Below are 18,257 nucleotides of genomic sequence, written 5' to 3'. Positions count from 1 at the left end.
GCCACCTTCGGGTGGCTCTTTGTTTTTGGGTGAGTTATTGGATTTTCAGAATGCAGGCTTTGGAGTGTGCGAACGCACCCGAGGGTATTCCGCAGGCTTGGTTGGTGTGGGCGCGTTTGACAATTTCCTGGTGTGCTCCCAGGTACTGGCTGTTGGGGGTGCCATACCTTAACCTTGTTGGAGACCCTACCATGGCTCGTTCCCCTCTTCTGCGAAAGCTTCTGGCTGTGTCACGTCTGGTGCATGCAACCGACGGTGAGGCGGCTGACTACGATTCGGCGATCGCCCTGCAACGCAGCCGCCGCCAGGCACTCAAGGTCGGTGTAGCTGCAGGCGCTGCGACGGTCTTGTCGTCGGCGCCCTTGGAAGCGCTGGCGCTGACCTATGCGCCAGCACGCATTGCCATCATTGGGGCAGGGCTGGCCGGGATGCGCTGCGCATACGAACTCAACAAGGTTGGCATTCCCTTTACCGTCTACGAGGCCAATCCGAATCGTTTGGGTGGCCGCGTATGGAGTAACAGAGAAACCTTCGCTCCAAACATCACGGAAAACGGCGGGGAGCTGATCGATACGGTGCATACCAACATCCTTGCATTGGCCAAGGAACTCGGACTCGGGCTCGACGACTGTGCGGGTTGGGCAGCAGATCGGGGTTTGGAAGAGATGTACTTTGTCAACGGACGCAAGTACACCTTTGCCCAGGCGTTCGAGGACTTCAAACTCATGGCCAACCAGCTCAACCAGGACCGTGCCAAAGCCCAGTTTCCCCAGACCTGGGACAACCTCAGTGATCGGGGGCGCGAGCTCGACAACATGTCGGTGCGCGAGTACATCGCGCGTTACGCGCCCGGAGGACTGACCTCTGATTTCGGTCGGGTGCTGGATGTGGCCTACAACATTGAATATGGGGCGGAAACCGACCAGCAGGGTGCCTATGGCCTGGTGGCCTTGTTGGGCTACTCCAATACCACTACCAGCGGAAAATCAAAGTTCTACTGGTTTGGGCAGTCAGACGAGCGCTATCGCATCACAGGGGGCAACGATCAACTGATTTCGCGCATGGCCGCACAGGTGCCGGCAAATCAGATCAAGATGGGACACGCGCTGACCAAGGTTGCACGCAATGCAGACGGTACCTATGCATTGGAGTTTGCAGTTGGGAACCAACGGATCAGCACGGTGGCTGACCACGTGGTGATGGCGATTCCTTTCTCCATTTTGCGCAGCAGCGTGAACTACGCAGCCGCTGGGTTTGATGCGCGCAAAACCCGAGCCATCCAGACCATGCCCATGGGCAACAACTGCAAGTTCCAGCTGCAATTCAACCGTCGGGTTTGGCATGACGTCAAAGGTAGTGGCGACACCTTCACCGATCAGGGATACCAGGCTACCTGGGAGTCGACCCGTGCACAGCCGACAACAACAGGGGTGATCAACAACTACACCGGTGGCAACACCGCGCTGGCGTATTCAAACTCAACCGACCTGCAAGGCGTTGCAACAGCGTTTCTGGCCCAGTTTGAGCGGCTCTTTCCTGGGGTAACACAGGCATGGAACGGCAAGTTCATTCTGAACAACTGGCCCAAGAATCCTTACACCAAGGGCGCCTATGGCTACTATGCGCCGGGCAACATCGCCAGCTTCCTGGGATACGAAGGTGTGCGCCAGGGTAATTGCCATTTCTGTGGCGAGCACACGTCGATTCCCGCGCAAGGCTATCTGGAAGGTGCTGTGGAGACGGGGCAGCGTTGCGCGGAAGAAATCAAGAATGACCTGAAGAACGCCTGATCGGCTGCCCGAACGATTCAGCCATGTCACACATCCAGGTCGGGGGCCGCAAAGGAAGGGTCGTACTGCTGCTAGTGGCAGTTGCGGCGGCGGCCCACTTCTGGCCGGACGCGACGTTGCCGCCATCGCCGGACGGTGTACATCAGCAGCGGCACTTGATTGGCGTGCACACTGAGTACGCATTGGCGCACGCTGGCACAAGGGCAGCAGCTGTCCCGAACTCCGGCGAGACTTCCAGCAACAAAGACTTGCAGGGAAGTGTGGCGCATGCCAAGCTTCATTTGCCGCCGGGTGCCTGCCGGCTGCAATCGGATGCGGAAGGCAATGTGGTCGGAACCTGCGCAGTCCCGGCCGGCGAGCCCGTGGGCACGCGCCTCAATCCCTTTGGTGGGATCAGCTGGAATACCCCCTCGCCGTTACCGGTTCAGTGACCGGAGTCGACCTTCAGGCTGTCGCCGATCACATAGAACTGCCCGCCTGCAATGTAGTGCAAGGTACGCAGCGAGTCGGGCGCGGATGCGAACTCCCAGTGACCATCGCGGAACACCCGTGGGTCCGCCCAGGCGGCGATGACTTCGCCCAGAAACAGGTCGTAGCGTTGTTGGTTGTGGGGCTCGGGCAGCAGTTTGCAGTGCAGCCAGCCCACGCAGCCGTGTACCAGCGGCAGCGCTTCGCCGGGTGGCGAAAATAGCGTGACGCCATGCCGGGCCAGCTTGTCGGGGTGGCTGACCGCACTGTCCGTGCCCACGCCCAGCACTTGCGCCGCAATGGCCTTTGAGGGAATGTTCAGAACAAAACCTCCGGCGCCTTCCACCAGCGCGCGGGTTGCCGTGGCCTTGTCGATCACAACCGCCACCTTGGGCGGCGAAAAGTCCAGTGGCATCGCCCAGGCTGCCGCCATGACGTTGGAAACCCCGGCGTGCGCGGCCGACACCAGCACGGTGGGCCCATGGTTGAGCAGGCGGTAGGCCTTGCTCAGCGCCACCTCTGCGAAATATTCTGGCGGTTCGTTGCGTAGTGTTTCCGTCGCCATTCAGCTCATTCCATTGCGGCTCGCCAGTTCCACGAACAGGCCCGACTGGTCCAGGTCCGCCAGTCCGTGCTCCAGCCCTTGGGCGTAGAGCTTCTCGAACAACTGGGTGATGGGGGCATCGAAGCCAATTTCCTCGGCGGTGGCCAGGGCATTGCGCAGGTCCTTGGTCTGCACCGACATCTTGCCGCGCGGCGCAAAGTCACGCTCAATCATGCGTTGCCCATGTACCTGCAGTATGCGGCTGTCGGCAAAGCCGCCGGTAATGGCTTCGCGCACCTTGGCCATGTTGGCGCCTCCACGTTCGCAGAACAGCAGCGCCTCTGCCACCGCGCCGATGGTGATGCCTACGATCATCTGGTTGGCAAGCTTGGCCATCTGCCCCGAGCCGACCGGCCCGACATGCGTGGGGCGTCCAAACATCCGCAGTACCGGACTCGCGCGCTCGAACTGCGCCGCCTTGCCACCGGCCATGATGGCCAGCGAGCCCTGCTCGGCGCCGATGGTGCCACCGGACACCGGCGAGTCCAGGTATTCGACACCCAGTGCATGCAGGCGTGCCGCATGGTCACGCGCTTCCGCCGGCTTGATCGACGACATGTCCACCACCAGTGCTCCCTGGGGAATGGCGCGCGCAGCGCCCAATTCAAAAAGCACATGTTCGACCACCGGGCCGTTTTCCAGCATGGTGATGACGACCTCGGCGCGGCGCACCGCATCGGCCGGGTTCAGGTGGGCTGTCGCCCCCAAGGGCACCAATCGCTGCGCACGTTCCGCAGTGCGGTTCCACGCATGGACTTCGTGCCCCGCTTCGCACAGCCTGCGGGCCATGGGATAGCCCATCAGTCCGATACCCAACACTGCGATTTTCATGCGACCTCCTGCCCTCAAATGCCACCTGTGCCAGCCCAAAAGAATACAGCGCTGCAGGCCCACCTTTCGGCAGCATGCAGCGCTGTGGCTGTCGAAACCCTGACGGGTATCCGGGGGGCTTACATCAGCAGGTGTTCGCCAGCGTTGTCCCCACCCAGGATGACGTAGTTGACCTTGCGGATATCCATCAGTTTCTTGCCTCCCGCGTAGGAAATGGAGCTCTGCACGTCCTGTTCCATTTCGATCAGCGTGTCGGCCAGCTTGCCCTTTACGGGCTCCAGGATGCGCTTGCCTTCGACGTGCTTGTACTCGCCTTTGTTGAAGTCCGAGGCCGAGCCGTAGTATTCCTTGAAGATCTGGCCGTCCACTTCCACGGTCTTGCCCGGGCTCTCCTCGTGGCCGGCAAACAGCGAGCCAATCATGACCATGGTGGCGCCGAAGCGGATGCTCTTGGCGATGTCGCCATGGCTGCGGATGCCGCCGTCGGCAATGATGGGCTTGGTGGCCACGCGTGCGCACCACTTCAGGGCCGACAACTGCCAGCCACCGGTGCCAAAGCCGGTCTTGAGCTTGGTGATGCACACCTTGCCAGGGCCCACACCCACCTTGGTGGCGTCGGCGCCCCAGTTCTCGAGGTCGATCACGGCTTCGGGGGTGGCCACGTTGCCAGCGATGACAAAGCTCTTGGGCAGCTTTTCCTTCAGGTACACGATCATGTTCTTCACGCTGTCGGCATGGCCATGGGCAATGTCGATGGTGATGTACTCGGGGGTCAGCCCCTCGGCCACCAGCGTGTCCACAGTGGCGTAGTCCGGCTGCTTCACGCCCAGCGAGATCGAGGCGAACAGGCCTTGTTTGTGCATGTCGCGCACGAACTGGACATTGTCCAGATCGAAGCGGTGCATGACGTAGAAGTAGTTGTTCTGCGCCAGCCAGACGCAGATGGACTCGTCCACCACCGTCTTCATGTTCGCCGGGACAACCGGCAGGCGGAACTTGCGTCCGCCGAGCTCCATGCCAGCGTCGCACTCACTGCGGCTCTCTACCCGGCACTTGCGTGGCAGCAGCAGGATGTTGTCGTAGTCAAAGATTTCCATGATTCCAAGCTCCAGTTTCGATGTGAAAAGAAAGTGGGCGCTTGGATTGGTGCCGGCGTTGTTTCAGGTGGCGCTGTATTGGAGGAGCGCAGAAACAAAAAACCGGGCAGCCAAATGCTTGGGCCCGGTGATTGATTGTATACAAAACGGTCGAAACCCTGCAATTATTTCTTCTGCGGTGGGGTGCTGACTGTTGTTTGTTCGCCCGTGGCCGGTGGGGGTTTCTACAATCCCCATCATGTTTGCCCCTGTCTCCTCCGAAGTTCCGTCTGCCGCGCTGTTGGCCAATCTGAACGATGAGCAACTCGCCGCGGTCACCCTGCCCGACGAGCATGCACTCATCCTCGCCGGGGCAGGCTCTGGCAAGACCCGGGTGCTGACCACGCGCATTGCCTGGCTGCTGAGCCAGGGGCATGTGTCCCCAGCGGGCATCCTGGCCGTGACCTTCACCAACAAGGCCGCCAAGGAAATGCTCACGCGGCTGCAGGCCATGCTGCCCATCAATGCACGCGGCATGTGGATCGGAACCTTCCACGGCCTGTGCAACCGCTTCCTGCGCGCCCACTACAAGCTGGCCAACCTGCCGCAGAGCTTCCAGATCCTGGACACGCAAGACCAGCTCAGTGCCATCAAGCGCCTGTGCAAGCAGCACAAGGTGGACGACGAGCGCTTCCCTCCGAAGCAGCTGGCCTGGTTCATTGCCGGCTGCAAGGAAGACGGTCTGCGCCCGCATAAACTGGACGCACGCGACCCCGACACCCGCAAGAAGGTTGAGCTGTACCAGCTGTACGAAGAGCAGTGCCAGCGCGAAGGGGTGGTGGACTTTGGCGAACTGATGCTACGTTCATTCGAGCTGCTGCGCGACAACGACCCGATCCGCGCGCACTACCAGCGCCGGTTTCGCCACATCTTGATCGACGAGTTCCAGGACACCAACAAGCTGCAGTACGCCTGGATCAAGCTGTTGGCCGGGCAGAGCGAGCCTGAAGGCCGCGTGGTCGATGCCGGTTCCGTGCTGGCCGTTGGCGACGACGACCAGAGCATCTACGCCTTTCGCGGCGCGCGCGTGGGCAACATGGCCGACTTCGTGCGCGAGTTCGGCGTGCGCCACCAGATCAAGCTGGAGCAGAACTACCGCTCCTTCAGCAACATCCTCGACTCGGCCAACGCGCTGATCGGCCACAACGCCAACCGCCTGGGCAAGAACCTGCGCACCGACCAGGGCGCGGGCGAGCCGGTGCGTGTGGTGTCCAACCCGACCGACTTCGACGAGGCGCGCTGGGTGGTGGACGAGATCAAGCAGCTGGTGCGTGACGAGGTGCCCAAGAACGAGATCGCCATCCTGTACCGTTCCAACGCGCAAAGCCGCGTGGTGGAAACCGCGCTGTTCAACGCCGGTCTGCCTTACCGCGTGTATGGCGGCCTGCGCTTCTTCGAGCGTGCCGAAATCAAGCACGCGCTAGCCTACCTGCGCCTGCTGGAGAACCCCAATGACGACACCAGCTTCCTGCGCGTGGTGAACTTCCCGGCGCGCGGCATCGGGGCGCGCTCCATCGAACAGTTGCAGGACATCGCCCGCGATGTGGGCTGTTCGCTGCACGACGCCGTGAGTTCACTCACGGGCCGCGCCGGCACCGCCATGGCGACCTTCGTGGCCAAGGTGGACGTGATGCGTGAGCAGACCGGCAACTTGCGCCTCAGCGAGATCGTGAAACTGGTGCTGGAACACAGCGGCCTCATCGAACACTACCGTCTGGACAAGGAAGGCGAAGACCGGCTGGAAAACCTGGAAGAACTGGTCAACGCCGCCGAGAGCTTTGTCATGCAGGAAGGATTTGGCCGCGAAGCACCCGGCATGGAGGCCGCCTTGCGCAGCCCGGCGGCGCAGGCTGCGGGTGCGGGGCCAGAGGGTGCCGACGCCGCCGAGTTCGGTGACACCGGCGAAACCCTGTCGCCCCTGGCCGCCTTCCTGACCCACGCGGCGCTGGAGGCCGGCGACAACATGGCCCAGGCCGGGCAGGAAGCCATCCAGCTCATGACCGTGCACTCGGCCAAGGGGCTGGAGTTTGACTGCGTGTTCATCACCGGCCTGGAAGAAGGCCTGTTCCCGCACGAAAACTCCATGAACGACCGCGACGGCCTAGAGGAAGAGCGCCGCCTCATGTACGTGGCCATCACCCGCGCGCGCAAGCGCCTGTACCTGACGCTGGCCCAGACGCGCATGCTGCACGGCCAGACCCGCTACAACCCCAGCAGCCGCTTCCTCGACGAGCTACCCGAAGGTTGCCTCAAGTGGCTCAGCCCACGCGCTGCCGCGCTCAACCCGATGACGGCGCAGCGCAGCTGGGGCGGTGGATACGCTACGAATTCAGGAGCTGCTTCCGTATATTCTCCGCGGGCTGGTGTGCAATTTGGCACCGAGAAGTTGCCCGAAGTGGCGCGCAAGAGTGAGGGCGACAGTGGCCTCAAAAAGGGCCAGAAGGTGTTCCACAACAAGTTCGGCGAGGGCACGGTACTGGCCATCGAAGGCGTGGGGGCGGACGCCCGTGCGCACATCGACTTTCCGCGCCACGGTGCCAAGTGGCTGGCGCTGAGCGTGGCCAAGCTCACGCCCGTTTGAGAAGGACCTCAACCATGTCGCTGATAGCGAAGACCCCACCGCCGCCGTACTACGCCGTCATCTTCACCAGCACGCGCACCGAGGGCGACCACGGCTACGCCGCCATGGCTGAGCGCATGGTGGCGTTGGCACAGCAGCAGCCCGGTTTCCTGGGGGCGGAGTCGGCCCGCAACGAGGTCGGCATTACCGTGTCGTACTGGAAAGACCTGAAATCCATCCGCGCCTGGAAGGCCAACGCCGAGCATCTGGAAGCGCAGCGCCAAGGCCGTGCCCAGTGGTACAGCGCCTTCACGACCCGCATTGCCAAGGTGGAACGGGACTACAGTCTGTAGTGCTCCATCGCTCGGCTTGATGGTCAAATAGTGGCGAAACCCCTGGTATTCATTGCGTAGGCAGCTACTGAAACAATAGCAAGAATAAAGCCCCGGCAGACCGCAACTGCCGGGGCTAGACAACGCGCGCTGCTGCCGCGCCGATGGCTTACATGCCGTCGCGCGCAGCGACGGCGGTGTCGGCGAAGTCGCTGAACAGGCCGTCCACGCCCAGCGCGTAGAAGCGCTTGTATTCGGCCTTGGGGTCGCCCTTGTAGTCGGACAGCAGCAGCGGCTGCTCGTTGCGGAAGGTGTAGGCGTGCACGAACAGGCCAGCAGCATGGGCGTCCTTCACAACGTTGGTGGGGGGCAGGGCCACGCGGTCAGCATCGGTGATCTTGCCGTCGCCATTGAGGTCCTTGGGCTTGCCGTCGGCACCCAGCACGTGCGCGCCGCTGGCGAGGTAGGGCTTCCACGGGCCGATGCCATCGGCGTAGGTGCGGATCTCGGCCAAGCCTGCAGGCGTCAGCATGTCCTTGAAGGTGCGCTTGTCGCGCGCCAGGGCAAAGTCGTAGGGTCGGTCGAAGGGCGCGACCAGGGTGACCTCACCCATGGAATCGACATCGTCGCCGTCGATGAGCTGCACCAGGCGCACTTGGGTCTGGCCGCGCAACTCCTTCAGGTTGGACACTTCGAACGACTGGATGATGATGGGCGAGTCCTTCTTGGTGTAGCCGTACTCGGCCAGGACCTTCAGCAGCTTGGGCTCCAGCATCAACCCTTCGGTGATGTGGTACGACGGGTGCTTGGTTTCGGGGTACACGCCAATGGTGCGGCCGCGCTTGGCGGACTCTTCCTTGGCCAGGTTCAGGATTTCGCGGAAGGTGGGTACTTGGAACTGGCCGTCGTAGGACTTGTCTCGCGCCGGGTTGGGCTGCACGGCACGCAGGGTGCGCAGTTCAGCCAGGGTGAAGTCGGTGACAAACCAGCCGGTTTCCTTCACGCCGTCGACCATGCGCGTGGTCTTGCGGTTGGCGAACTCGGGGCGCTTGGAGACGTCGGTGGTGGCCGTGATGTTGGGTTCGTGGCGTGCGACCAGTTCGCCGTCCTTGGTGGACACCAGATCAGGTTCGATGAAGTCGGCGCCGAGCTCGATGGCTTTCTTGTACGCAGCCAGCGTGTGCTCGGGCATGTAGCCGCTGGCGCCGCGGTGGCCAATGACCAGCGGCTTGGCACCGCCCAGCGTGGGGTAGGCGGAAGTCTGCGAGCCGGTGGTGGCGCAGGCCGACAGCAGGGCCGCGATGGACAGTGCTATAGCTGTGGAAGAAAAACGCATCGTGGTCATGAAGCTTCCCGCGAGGGGTGGTGGAACAAGCGGCCGATGATGGCGGGGGCTTGTGACGAAAGCGTGACAAAGGTGTGGCGGTTGAACTACACCTCAGAAATGAGGTGCAGTCAGCTTCGCTTACTTAATGCCAAGCAGCGCATCCTTCAGATGAAATTCGGCCGGGAAATTGCCCACCCAAACAGAAACCAGGGCTCGGAAAAAATCGGGGTCCTTGATGGGGGCACCTTGTTGCTTGCCCTGCACGCGAATTACCGTACCCATGCCTGGTATCCAGTCCACGGTAACTACATCACCCACAGCGATGTTTTTATTGGCACTGAACATCTCACTGAGTCGGATAAGGCCAGGAATGATCTTGCTCATCTCACTCTTCTGGGTGTTGTCTTGGATGCTTTGAGACAGGATGCGGATGAGTGTGCCGCTCTCCACATTTCTTATAAACGTTAGCGCAACCCTTTTGGGTCCTGGCACGCTGATGACTTCATCGAAAGAAGATACTTTCCCAGAGGTATACAGTGCAGCTACGTAGACCTTGAAAACCGCCTTGTAGGCTATGCCTGCGCCGTTTAGCTTCAGGTGTGAATTTTCTATCTCTGCATCGTCATCAATCTTCATGCCGGCAATGTCAAGTGCATAGGCGGATGGTTGTAGGCACAACACGAGCAGTGTTGACCAAACCAAGAGTCTTTTCTTCAGTTTCATAGTCGGTTTCAAGTCATTCAATGCTGATGGTGGATTCAATGCGATCAATGCACGAGATGGACTGTTCCTACGGTTTGCTTTTTGACTATTGAGTTCTTTGCTATTGGAAGAACTATGAGCGGTGGCTGTCGCCCACCCTGGCAGCACATGGTGTTGTTTCATGGTGACTCTTTCATCCATGCAAAAGTAAATTCGCCCAATGCACGTTCCAGAGCGGCGGAATCGCCTTCCTGTACCGACCAAAAGGCGACAAAGCCTTTGGTTGGGTCCAGGACAACCCGAACGTTGCGCAGAGGTATGCCCAGCTTTTTTGCCTGGTCCTGCACCACGGCGGAAATTTCGATTTGCATCAGCGCTGGTTTGAAGATCTTGCCAATCGCTGTCACGGGCAGGGCATCCAGGATGCACACCTCCTTGGGGACTGCCGCACGCTCTCTGAGCTTTTCAGTGGCATATGCCAGCAGCTCGGACGAACTGGCGCTCAGACCCGGACGCAACTGCACGTAGGCAACAGGTACTTCTCCCGAATAGGCATCGGGGCGCCCCACTGCGGCAGCCAGTGCGACACATGGGTGGGAAGACAGGGCTTCCTCTATCTGCTTGGGATCAATGTTGTGCCCGCCGCGGATAATGAGTTCTTTCTTGCGCCCGGTTAACCAGTAGTACCCTTCGCCATCGACCCTGCCGAGGTCTCCGGTGTTCAACCAGGGTTGCGCTTTCTGGGTGTCTTCAGGTGCATAAAGCCAAAGTCCTTGGTTGTGCTGATGATCGAGGTAGCCCTTGAAGAGATTGGGTCCGCGAATGGCGATGACACCGGATTCGTCGGTCTTGGCGTCGCGTACCCATCGCCCGGTCTCGTCCAGGATGGCAATCCGCATCGGCTGCCATGGCAAACGCATTCCGATACTGCCAAATCTGGCTTCACCACGTATCGGATTCAGACTGGATACGCATCCCCCCTCGGTGAGCCCATAGCCTTCGATCACCTTGATGCCAGTCTCCTTCTGGAAGCGGTGGTACAACTCCATCGGCATGGGGGCTGCGCCGCAAACGCCGAATCGGACCGTGCGGATGTCGCTGTCTTTTGGCGGAAATTGAAGCAGTGCTGCATACACCGTCGGTACCCCGGAAAAGGTGACGATGCGGTGGTGCGCAACAATCTCCCAAAAGCGTTGCAACAACCCCGGAGCGCGGTATCCCTGCGGAGTACCCAGGATCACATGGGCACCAGCGGACCAGGGCGTCAGTCCGGTGCCGATCTGGGCATTGACGTGAAAGAGCGGCAAGCCACAGAACAGGTTGCTGTTCTTGTCGTAGAGGTCTTCGCCAAATACGGCGGCCACCTGCAGGGCATTCGCCACTTCGGTGCGATGGCTGCGCACGGCAATTTTCGGCAGCCCTGTTGTTCCTCCGGTACAGAAATATGAGGCTGTGTCGTCCAGTTTCGGTGGGGCAAAGGTCAATCGGTCAGAACGATGGTGACGCAATGCGCGCTCCATGGAATCCACGCGCACTTTGCCAATGCACCGGGGTGTGCGCAGTTGGTGGATCCATGCCAGTGCACCAGAGAGTGGGCCTGGGAGGTACTTCAGGGGGGTGACAGTCAGGACGCGTTCCAGGGAGTCAACGCCGTGGATGGCTTGCACTACTTTTTGCCAAATGTCAGTGCCTGGCGTGGGCGCCAGTGTGACCAGCATTCGGGGTTTCGCGGCCTTGAGCAGTTCCGACATCATGGCCGGCTCCAGCAGCGGGTTGATCGCCATGACGATGCCGGCGGTCTCGCCTCCCCAAATGGTCAGATGGGTTTCCGGCAGATTGGGCAGTATGTAGGCAATCACTGTGTCGCGCTGCACCCCCAGGCTGCGGAACATGTTTGCTGCCTGAACGATAGCCTGACTCCAGTGCGTGTAGGTCCAGGTGTGGGGCCGGGTGTGGTCCTCGGTACGCAGGAAGAAGGACAGTGCAGGGCGGTCTGAGCCCAGTGCTGCACCGCGCATCAACAGGTCATAGGTGCTGTTGATGCCGGTGGGTATGCAGGGGCCTTGCTGCTCGGTTGCGACAATGTCTGTCAGCGTGGTGATGGAAGATTTCATGGCGTTCATTGGGGCGGGCCTTTACTCGCTGGCGAGCGAATTGCTGCGCTCCAGCAGCGAGTTGGGCGGAATGTCGATGTAACGCAGGGGCAAATCCACCATTCGACGCGCCGCAGCGACCGTGACCCCCAAGCCCAGCAGAATGTGGAACGCGATTTCCTCTGGATAGGAGTCGTTATGGTCATTCCGAGTCAAGAGAGACTGCACACCACCAAGCGTAGCGCCCACGATGAAGTCAATGGCGACATCCATCTTGTCCGCACCCTTCAGTTTTCCAAGGTGCATGGCTTCGCCGATGTCGCGCTCCAGGAATTGATGCGCCAGTGAGCTGGAGGGTGTGACTGCGACATTGCTGCGTAAGAAAAAGTTCCCGAAACGGGGGTAGCGACGGGCCGTGTGCATGGTTAGCCGCAATGCTGCGCATACGCGTTCCAACGGATTCTTGGTAGTCCCCACTACCTGCTCGATCAACCAGAAGAGTTCGTGGCCCATCTCCTGCACCACGGCTACGAGCAACTCTTCGTTCGACTTGAAGTAGTTGTAAAAGGTGCCACGGGAGACTTCTGCCAACGCAATGACCTCGTCGACCACTGCGGCCTCCACACCTTTGCGCGAGAAGACAACCATTGCGCACTCCACTAGCTTCCGACGCATCTTTTCGCGCTTTTCCGCTGCCACACGGGTGCGGTGATCGATGTCATTCATGGGGCTCTCCTTGTCCGGGGATGTTGGGGTTGTTGACGTTGTCTCGGATTGTAATAGATAATATCGTCATAATGACATAACAGTCATTTAATCTACTTTGCCACAAGGATGGGCTACACCATGCACTCTGACCTCAAACTTGCCGTTCCGATTGAATACCCCGAGGAACAGCGACCTTCGCATGTGCAGAAACTGGAGCGGCCGCAGCCGTTGGTGAAGGCAAGTCGATTGGCGTTTTTGCGGTTTGGAAAGCCTGACCTGGACCAGTGCAGAAATTTCTGGAGTGACTTCGGTCTGCGCGTGGTGGAGTCCACGCCGATGCGGTTGTGCATGGGGACGGCCGATGGTTCTCCTGTCGCGATTGTTGCTACCAAGTCGGCCAAGCCTCGGTTTCTTGGAGCAGCGTTTGAAGTGGATGCGGATGTGGATTGGCAAGACCTGCTGCGTCGTACGGCTGGACGCGCATTGGGTTCGGACGAGCTGCCGGGGGGCGGTTCGGGCATTGAATGCATCGACCCGGAAGGGTTTGCAGTGTGGTTAATCGCACCGCAAGCACGTGTTGACGTCAAGCCAGTGCGCGAGGCCGTGCCGGCGAATGGCAATACCTTCCACCATGCCAATCGCATAAACGCCACCGTACGCACACCCATCGAACCGGCCACGGTCGGTCGCTTGGGGCACTACGTGCTGCAGACGCCGCGTTTTGCCGAGATGGCGCAGTGGTACATGAGCCATCTGGGACTGATTCCCTCGGATGTGCAGTACTTGCCGGACGGATCCCCATTACTGGCGTTCTTCAGGCTGGACAAGGGTGGGACACCCGTGGACCACCACACCGTGGTGATTGCCTCAGGATTGAAGGCCGATTACGAACACAGTGCTTATGAGGTCGCCGATCTCGATGCCCTGGGGCAGGGGCAGCAGGTCATGCGGGCTGCGGGCCATGAGCACTTCTGGGGCATTGGGCGCCATGTTCTGGGCAGCCAGTTGTTCGACTACTGGTCCGACCATGACAAGCACCAGTTTGAGCATTACACCGATGGTGATGTCTTCACCGCAGACCGACCAACGCACTATGTCCCATTCGCGCCCGGCAGCATTTGGGCATGGGGAGATGACGCGCCAAGGGAGATCTTTCCGCAAAAGTCATTGGGCATGCTCTGGCGCGCTATCCAGCTGGTACGTCGGCGCGTCTATTCACTGGACAAACTCAAAGCCATGGCCGCAGCAACCGATCAACCGGCACGTCCTTGGCTTTGAGTCGAATTAATCCTTACGCATTTCATTGGAGCAAACATGGCAACAAAAATCGTTCGTTACAGCACCGAAGGTGGACCTGCTCAATGGGGTGTCGTCCATAGCGACGCTATTGCACCCCTGCGGGGCATTTACCAATCCACGCGTGAGTTGCTGCTGCAAGGGCAGGTAGACATACGTGAGGCAGAACAAGCGAAGGGCAGCATTGCCTTGCAGGGTGTTCGGGTCTTGTCTCCGATCACAGTACAGCAACAATTTCTGTGCCAGGGCATTAACTACGAAAGTCACGTCCGTGAATCCGGACTGGACCTGCGCCAGTTCCCATTCAATACCCTCTTCACCAAGGCATCCTCCAGTTTGTGTGGAGCCCATGACGCCATCGTGCGCCCATCGCACGTGCGATTGCTGGACTATGAAATCGAACTGGGTGTCGTCTTGGCGCGCGATATCAACAGCCCGCAGACCGTCAATGCAAATGCACTGCACGAATACCTGTGTGGTGTCACCATCATCAACGACATCTCCGCCAGGGACGTTCAGCTGCCACAGACCCAGTTTTACAAGGGAAAAAGTTACCGCACCTTCGGGCCGGCAGGCCCATTTCTGGTACTGCTCAGTGCGGCCGAGTGGAAGCGCTGGCCCGAACTGCACATGACGCTGAAGGTCAACGGGGTTGTGCGCCAGAATGCAATGTGCGGTGAGATGATCCACCAGCCTGCGGCCACCTTGACGGAGTTTTCCGGCATGCATGATCTGCAAGCAGGGGACGTGATTGCCACCGGAACACCGGCCGGGTGCGCGGCGCGGGCCCCTTCCAAAGCCATTGCTTGGATTGCCAAGCACTTTCTGTCCGATCAGGCCAAGTGGCAGGCATTCATCAATGCTGGACAGAAGAACCCTGCTTACCTGCAACCTGGAGATGAGCTTCGGCTCGCGATTCGCACAGACGATGGCTTGATTGACCTGGGTGAGCAGGTGAACAAGATCGTGGGGGCGTGATGCCGTACCACGGGCTTTTCTGCACAGCCAATGCAGGCGGATTCGCTTTGGAATGGCGTCCACTCGGTGGTTTGCCCCGCCCTTCGGCGCACGAGGTTCTTGTTCAGGTACGGGCTGCATCGGTGAATCCCATCGACACAAAGCGTGCTGCCGGCTATGGCGCACGTTTGCTGCGCCTGAAAGGCGCTACTGGCATGCCACGCGTGTTGGGCAATGATTTTGCCGGTGTGGTTGCGGATGTGGGCTCGGGAGTTCGTGAGTTTGCAGTGGGGCAGCGGGTATGGGGTGTCTTGGACACAGGGGCCGTGGGCACCCATGCCAGCCACGTTGTCGTTCCGACCAATCAGCTTTTCTTTGCGCCACATTCGGTGCCGGACGCGGTGCTGGCCGCACTGCCCTACAACTTTTGCACGATGTGGAGAGCGTTGCGCGATGCCGGCATTGAAGAGCACGGTGCAAAAGGGCGTCGTATCCTGGTGCATGGCGCATCTGGTGGTCTGGGATTGCTGGCCTTGCAGATCCTGCGCGGTTGGGGAGCAATCACCACCGCGGTGTGTAGTACACCAGCCATAGAACAATGTTTTGCAGCCGGTGCCAGTGAGGTCTACGACCGAACCTCGCAAACTTTGCATGACCTTGAGGCGGTCTACGATGCTGTGCTCAACTTTGCCAACTGGACGGATGAACGGGTGCTGGCAACGAAGCTCAACGCACGTGCGTTGGGCATGGCCAGTACCACCCATCCATTGCTTGCGAGTCTGGACCAATACGGGTGGTTGCGCGGTGCGTGGCGCATTGTCAGAGCACAACGCGAGGTGCGTCAGCTGGTTCGGCAGTGCAGTCCCACTGCGGTGTACCGCTGGACGGTATTCCGACCCGATGCGCAGGCCTTGCTGGCATTGAATGGTCTTTTGCGTACCGACACCATTGATCTGCCCATTGGAATCAGCTGTCCTGTAACCGATGCACAAGCGGCATTTGTGCATGTGGCGCAACAAAAGCGCGGCAGAGCAATTCTCACTTTCAACACTCACTAAAACTCCAAGGAAACAGCATGCTTGGCAAAGACGAACGGTATGACGTGCTTATCAACGGCTTGGGGCCCGTCGGGGCTGCACTGGCCTGCCTACTGGGCCAACAAGGCCTCAAGGTGTGTGCGATCGACAAGGCCACCAAGATATTTGAGGCACCGCGTGCGATTGCGCTCGACAACGAGGCCTTGCGCATTCTGCAGATGGCTGGTCTTGCAGAGGGCAGCTTCGAGACCATCGCCATTCCCGAGGTCAACATGCATTCGCCCTTGCTGGGGCGCTACAACCGCATCGCCGTGTCCGGCGCCATGGATGGTCACCCGCGCCTGGTCACATTCTTTCAACCCGAGTTGGAGATGCGACTGCGCGCACAGATCGCCAGATTGCTGAATGTACAAGTGCGGCTGGGCTGCGAACTCGTGTCGTTTGCGCAAGAGTCCGAAGGTATCCGCGCCCAAATCCGCAATGCTGAAGGAGACAGCGAAGAGATGACTGCCCGGTACCTGGTCGGAGCCGATGGTGCGGGTTCCACCATCCGTCGTTTGCTCGGGCTTGACTTTAAAGGCGAGACGTACGTCGAGGATTGGTTGGTGGTGGACGTGAAGAATGCCCCGAAACCGATCGACCACATTGAGTTCATCTGTGATCCTGGTCGACCAGCACCGCACATGCCCGCACCGGGTGGGCGGCAGCGTTGGGAGTTCAAGCTGCAGCCAGGGGAGAGCCGGGAACAGATGGAAAAGCCAGAGGTCATTCGCGATCTGCTGAAGCCCTGGGATCCGGACGGCAAAAGTGAAATTGAGCGTGTGGCGGTTTATCGCTTCCACGCCCGTGTGGCCGACACATTCAGCAAAGGCAGGGTATTTCTCGTGGGTGATGCGGCCCACATCACCCCTCCCTTTGTTGGACAGGGTTTGGTCGCAGGCCTTCGCGACGCCGCCAACCTGTCCTGGAAGCTGGTGGCGGTTTGCAAAGGCTGGTCCCACCCGGCCTTGCTCCAAACCTACGATCCCGAGCGCAGGCCCCATGCACAGGCCATGATTGACGTGGCCAAATTGATGGGCAAGCTGGTCATGCCCCGCAACAAGGCTTTGGCCTGGTTTGCACACGGGTTGGTACTTCTCATGCGGCAGATTCCACGCCTTCGCCGATACCTCGAAACTGCGGAAATCAAGCCTCCGCATGTATTTTTGCGTGGTGCGCTGGTGCCTGGACGGGCATCAGGTACGCTGGTTCGCGGTGGATTATTTCCACAAGGATGGATTCGCTTTGAAAAATCCTCGGCCCCTGCGCAACTGAGCGACAGTGCCTTGCGCGGTCAGCTCACATTGGTCGGGTTTGGCATCGATCCGCGTGCCTGCCTTCCTTTGGACTGCATAGAGCGTTGGTTGGCCCATGGCGGGCAGTTGCTCACCATCCACCCACGCGGTCGTTTCGAAGTCGGCGCTTACGAGGATGCATCGGGCGATTGGGTCGGTACCAAGGTGCCACTCAATCATTTGGTCACGGTTCGACCCGATTGTGCGGTCATCTGCGATGCACCCGCTACACAAGGGCGGCAGCTGGTGGAACAGTCTTTGACTGCGCTCCATGCGGCTTGAGAGGCCGGTGGCAAACTCTCCGGTTTACGCATTGAACCCAAGAAGACGCACGGGGCGCGGCAGCCCCCTTCGCGTTGAGCGACAGACCCTCTCTACTCCTTGGCAAACGCCATCAGCGCCGCAAAGCCCACAAACACACCGCCCGTGGCGCGGTTGAAGGCGCGCAGGATGGTGGGGCGCTGCAGGTAGGCCGACAAGCGCTTGCCCGAGGCGGCGTAGATGAAGTACCAGCTGATCTCGATCACGGCGAAGGTGGTGAGCAGGATGGCGAACTGGGGCAACTTGGCTGCATCAAGGTTGATGAACTGCGGAAAGAAGGCGGCTGCGAACAGGATGGCCTTGGGGTTGCTTGCCGCCACCAGAAAGCCCTGGCGGTAGATGGCCGCCGTGCTGACTGCGGTCGCCAAGGGGGCCTGTTGCGCGGCGGCGCTGTCGCTGACCGGCGATCGCCACACCTGCACACCCAGGTAGGCCAGATAGGCGGCTCCCATCAGGCGCAGGGCTTCGAATACGGTGGGAAAGGCCTGCAGCAAGGCACCCAATCCCGCGGCGGAGATACCCATCATGAGCATCAGTGCGGTCATGCACCCGGCCATGCCGGCCACGGCCACGCGCAGGCCAGAACGCGCGGCAATGCTCATGATGAGCAGCATGTTGGGTCCGGGGGTGGCCGAGACGAAGAAGGTCATGACGACGAAGAGCCAGAGGGTGGAGAGAGTCATGGTGGCGTGATGGTGGAGCGAGACCGATAGGCTAACAGATGCCACCTGCCAGCCCTCCCAGCCCGACCAGGCCCGTGC

General features: G+C 60.2%; 16 protein-coding genes. 8 read left to right on the top strand and 8 right to left on the bottom strand.

Annotated elements, in window-relative coordinates; genetic code table 11:
- Positions 1–11: 11 nt before the first annotated feature.
- Positions 12–1,790, top strand: coding sequence for a flavin monoamine oxidase family protein (locus RQP54_RS00720; protein ID WP_315676179.1), 1,779 nt, complete (start codon positions 12–14; stop codon positions 1,788–1,790).
- A gap of 23 nt (positions 1,791–1,813) precedes the next feature.
- Positions 1,814–2,221: a hypothetical protein gene (locus RQP54_RS00715; protein ID WP_315676177.1), complete on the top strand. Its 408-nt coding sequence runs from the start codon at positions 1,814–1,816 to the stop codon at positions 2,219–2,221.
- Here the strand turns inward: RQP54_RS00715 and RQP54_RS00710 are convergent.
- The 3 genes from RQP54_RS00710 to RQP54_RS00700 form a co-directional block, all read right to left on the bottom strand.
- Positions 2,215–2,823, bottom strand: coding sequence for a flavin reductase family protein (locus tag RQP54_RS00710; RefSeq protein WP_315676175.1), 609 nt, complete (start codon positions 2,821–2,823; stop codon positions 2,215–2,217). The two genes, RQP54_RS00715 and RQP54_RS00710, sit on opposite strands and share 7 nt — an antisense overlap.
- Entirely contained in the window at positions 2,824–3,693 is an 870-nt protein-coding gene (locus tag RQP54_RS00705) for an NAD(P)-dependent oxidoreductase (RefSeq protein ID WP_315676173.1), read from the bottom strand. It abuts the gene before it with no gap.
- Positions 3,694–3,812: 119 nt separating this feature from the next.
- Positions 3,813–4,790 (bottom strand): GMP reductase, encoded by a 978-nt coding sequence (locus RQP54_RS00700; protein ID WP_315676170.1) that lies wholly within the window; start codon positions 4,788–4,790, stop codon positions 3,813–3,815.
- A gap of 238 nt (positions 4,791–5,028) precedes the next feature.
- Between RQP54_RS00700 and RQP54_RS00695 the strand changes: the two genes are divergently transcribed.
- Both RQP54_RS00695 and RQP54_RS00690 read left to right on the top strand, forming a co-directional pair.
- Positions 5,029–7,410 (top strand): UvrD-helicase domain-containing protein, encoded by a 2,382-nt coding sequence (locus tag RQP54_RS00695; protein WP_315676168.1) that lies wholly within the window; start codon positions 5,029–5,031, stop codon positions 7,408–7,410.
- A 14-nt stretch (positions 7,411–7,424) separates the two neighbouring features.
- Positions 7,425–7,742 carry an antibiotic biosynthesis monooxygenase gene (locus RQP54_RS00690; protein WP_315676166.1) on the top strand — a complete coding sequence of 106 codons (318 nt, stop codon included), beginning with the start codon at positions 7,425–7,427 and terminating at the stop codon, positions 7,740–7,742.
- Positions 7,743–7,890: 148 nt separating this feature from the next.
- Here RQP54_RS00690 and RQP54_RS00685 read toward each other — a convergent pair whose 3' ends face one another.
- The 4 genes from RQP54_RS00685 to RQP54_RS00670 all read right to left on the bottom strand — a co-directional run bounded on the left by RQP54_RS00685 (position 7,891) and on the right by RQP54_RS00670 (position 12,569).
- Complete coding sequence (locus RQP54_RS00685) at positions 7,891–9,066, bottom strand: glycerophosphodiester phosphodiesterase (RefSeq protein WP_315676164.1); 1,176 nt, start codon at positions 9,064–9,066, stop codon at positions 7,891–7,893.
- 120 nt (positions 9,067–9,186) lie between these two features.
- On the bottom strand, positions 9,187–9,933 hold the full coding sequence (locus tag RQP54_RS00680) for a chalcone isomerase family protein (protein WP_315676162.1): 747 nt from the start codon (positions 9,931–9,933) through the stop codon (positions 9,187–9,189).
- Complete coding sequence (locus RQP54_RS00675) at positions 9,930–11,864, bottom strand: acyl-CoA synthetase (protein ID WP_315676160.1); 1,935 nt, start codon at positions 11,862–11,864, stop codon at positions 9,930–9,932. Before RQP54_RS00675 ends, RQP54_RS00680 begins: the two co-directional genes overlap by 4 nt.
- 21 nt (positions 11,865–11,885) lie before the next feature.
- Positions 11,886–12,569 (bottom strand): TetR/AcrR family transcriptional regulator, encoded by a 684-nt coding sequence (locus RQP54_RS00670; protein WP_315676159.1) that lies wholly within the window; start codon positions 12,567–12,569, stop codon positions 11,886–11,888.
- Between the two features lie 108 nt (positions 12,570–12,677).
- Here RQP54_RS00670 and RQP54_RS00665 point away from each other — a divergent pair, with 108 nt between their 5' ends.
- Genes RQP54_RS00665 through RQP54_RS00650 form a run of 4 tightly spaced genes read left to right on the top strand, consistent with a single transcriptional unit; the run spans position 12,678 to position 17,457 of the window.
- Positions 12,678–13,829, top strand: a complete 1,152-nt coding sequence (locus tag RQP54_RS00665; RefSeq protein ID WP_315676157.1) for a VOC family protein — start codon at positions 12,678–12,680, stop codon at positions 13,827–13,829.
- Positions 13,830–13,865: 36 nt separating this feature from the next.
- Complete coding sequence (locus RQP54_RS00660; protein WP_315676155.1) at positions 13,866–14,825, top strand: fumarylacetoacetate hydrolase family protein; 960 nt, start codon at positions 13,866–13,868, stop codon at positions 14,823–14,825.
- Positions 14,825–15,862 carry an alcohol dehydrogenase catalytic domain-containing protein gene (locus RQP54_RS00655; RefSeq protein ID WP_315677727.1) on the top strand — a complete coding sequence of 346 codons (1,038 nt, stop codon included), beginning with the start codon at positions 14,825–14,827 and terminating at the stop codon, positions 15,860–15,862. Before RQP54_RS00660 ends, RQP54_RS00655 begins: the two co-directional genes overlap by 1 nt.
- A 17-nt stretch (positions 15,863–15,879) precedes the next feature.
- The gene (locus tag RQP54_RS00650; protein ID WP_315676153.1) at positions 15,880–17,457 is read left to right on the top strand and encodes an FAD-dependent monooxygenase; all 1,578 of its coding nucleotides are present in this window, start codon (positions 15,880–15,882) and stop codon (positions 17,455–17,457) included.
- Positions 17,458–17,549: 92 nt separating this feature from the next.
- Here the strand turns inward: RQP54_RS00650 and RQP54_RS00645 are convergent, their stop codons facing one another.
- Positions 17,550–18,179: a LysE family translocator gene (locus RQP54_RS00645; RefSeq protein ID WP_315676152.1), complete on the bottom strand. Its 630-nt coding sequence runs from the start codon at positions 18,177–18,179 to the stop codon at positions 17,550–17,552.
- Positions 18,180–18,257 lie beyond the last annotated feature (78 nt).

Source organism: Curvibacter sp. APW13 (assembly GCF_032337135.1).
Lineage (GTDB): Bacteria > Pseudomonadota > Gammaproteobacteria > Burkholderiales > Burkholderiaceae_C > Allorhodoferax.
The sequence above is the reverse complement of the archived record's forward strand: the minus strand, read 5'-3'. Positions and strand labels throughout refer to the sequence as shown.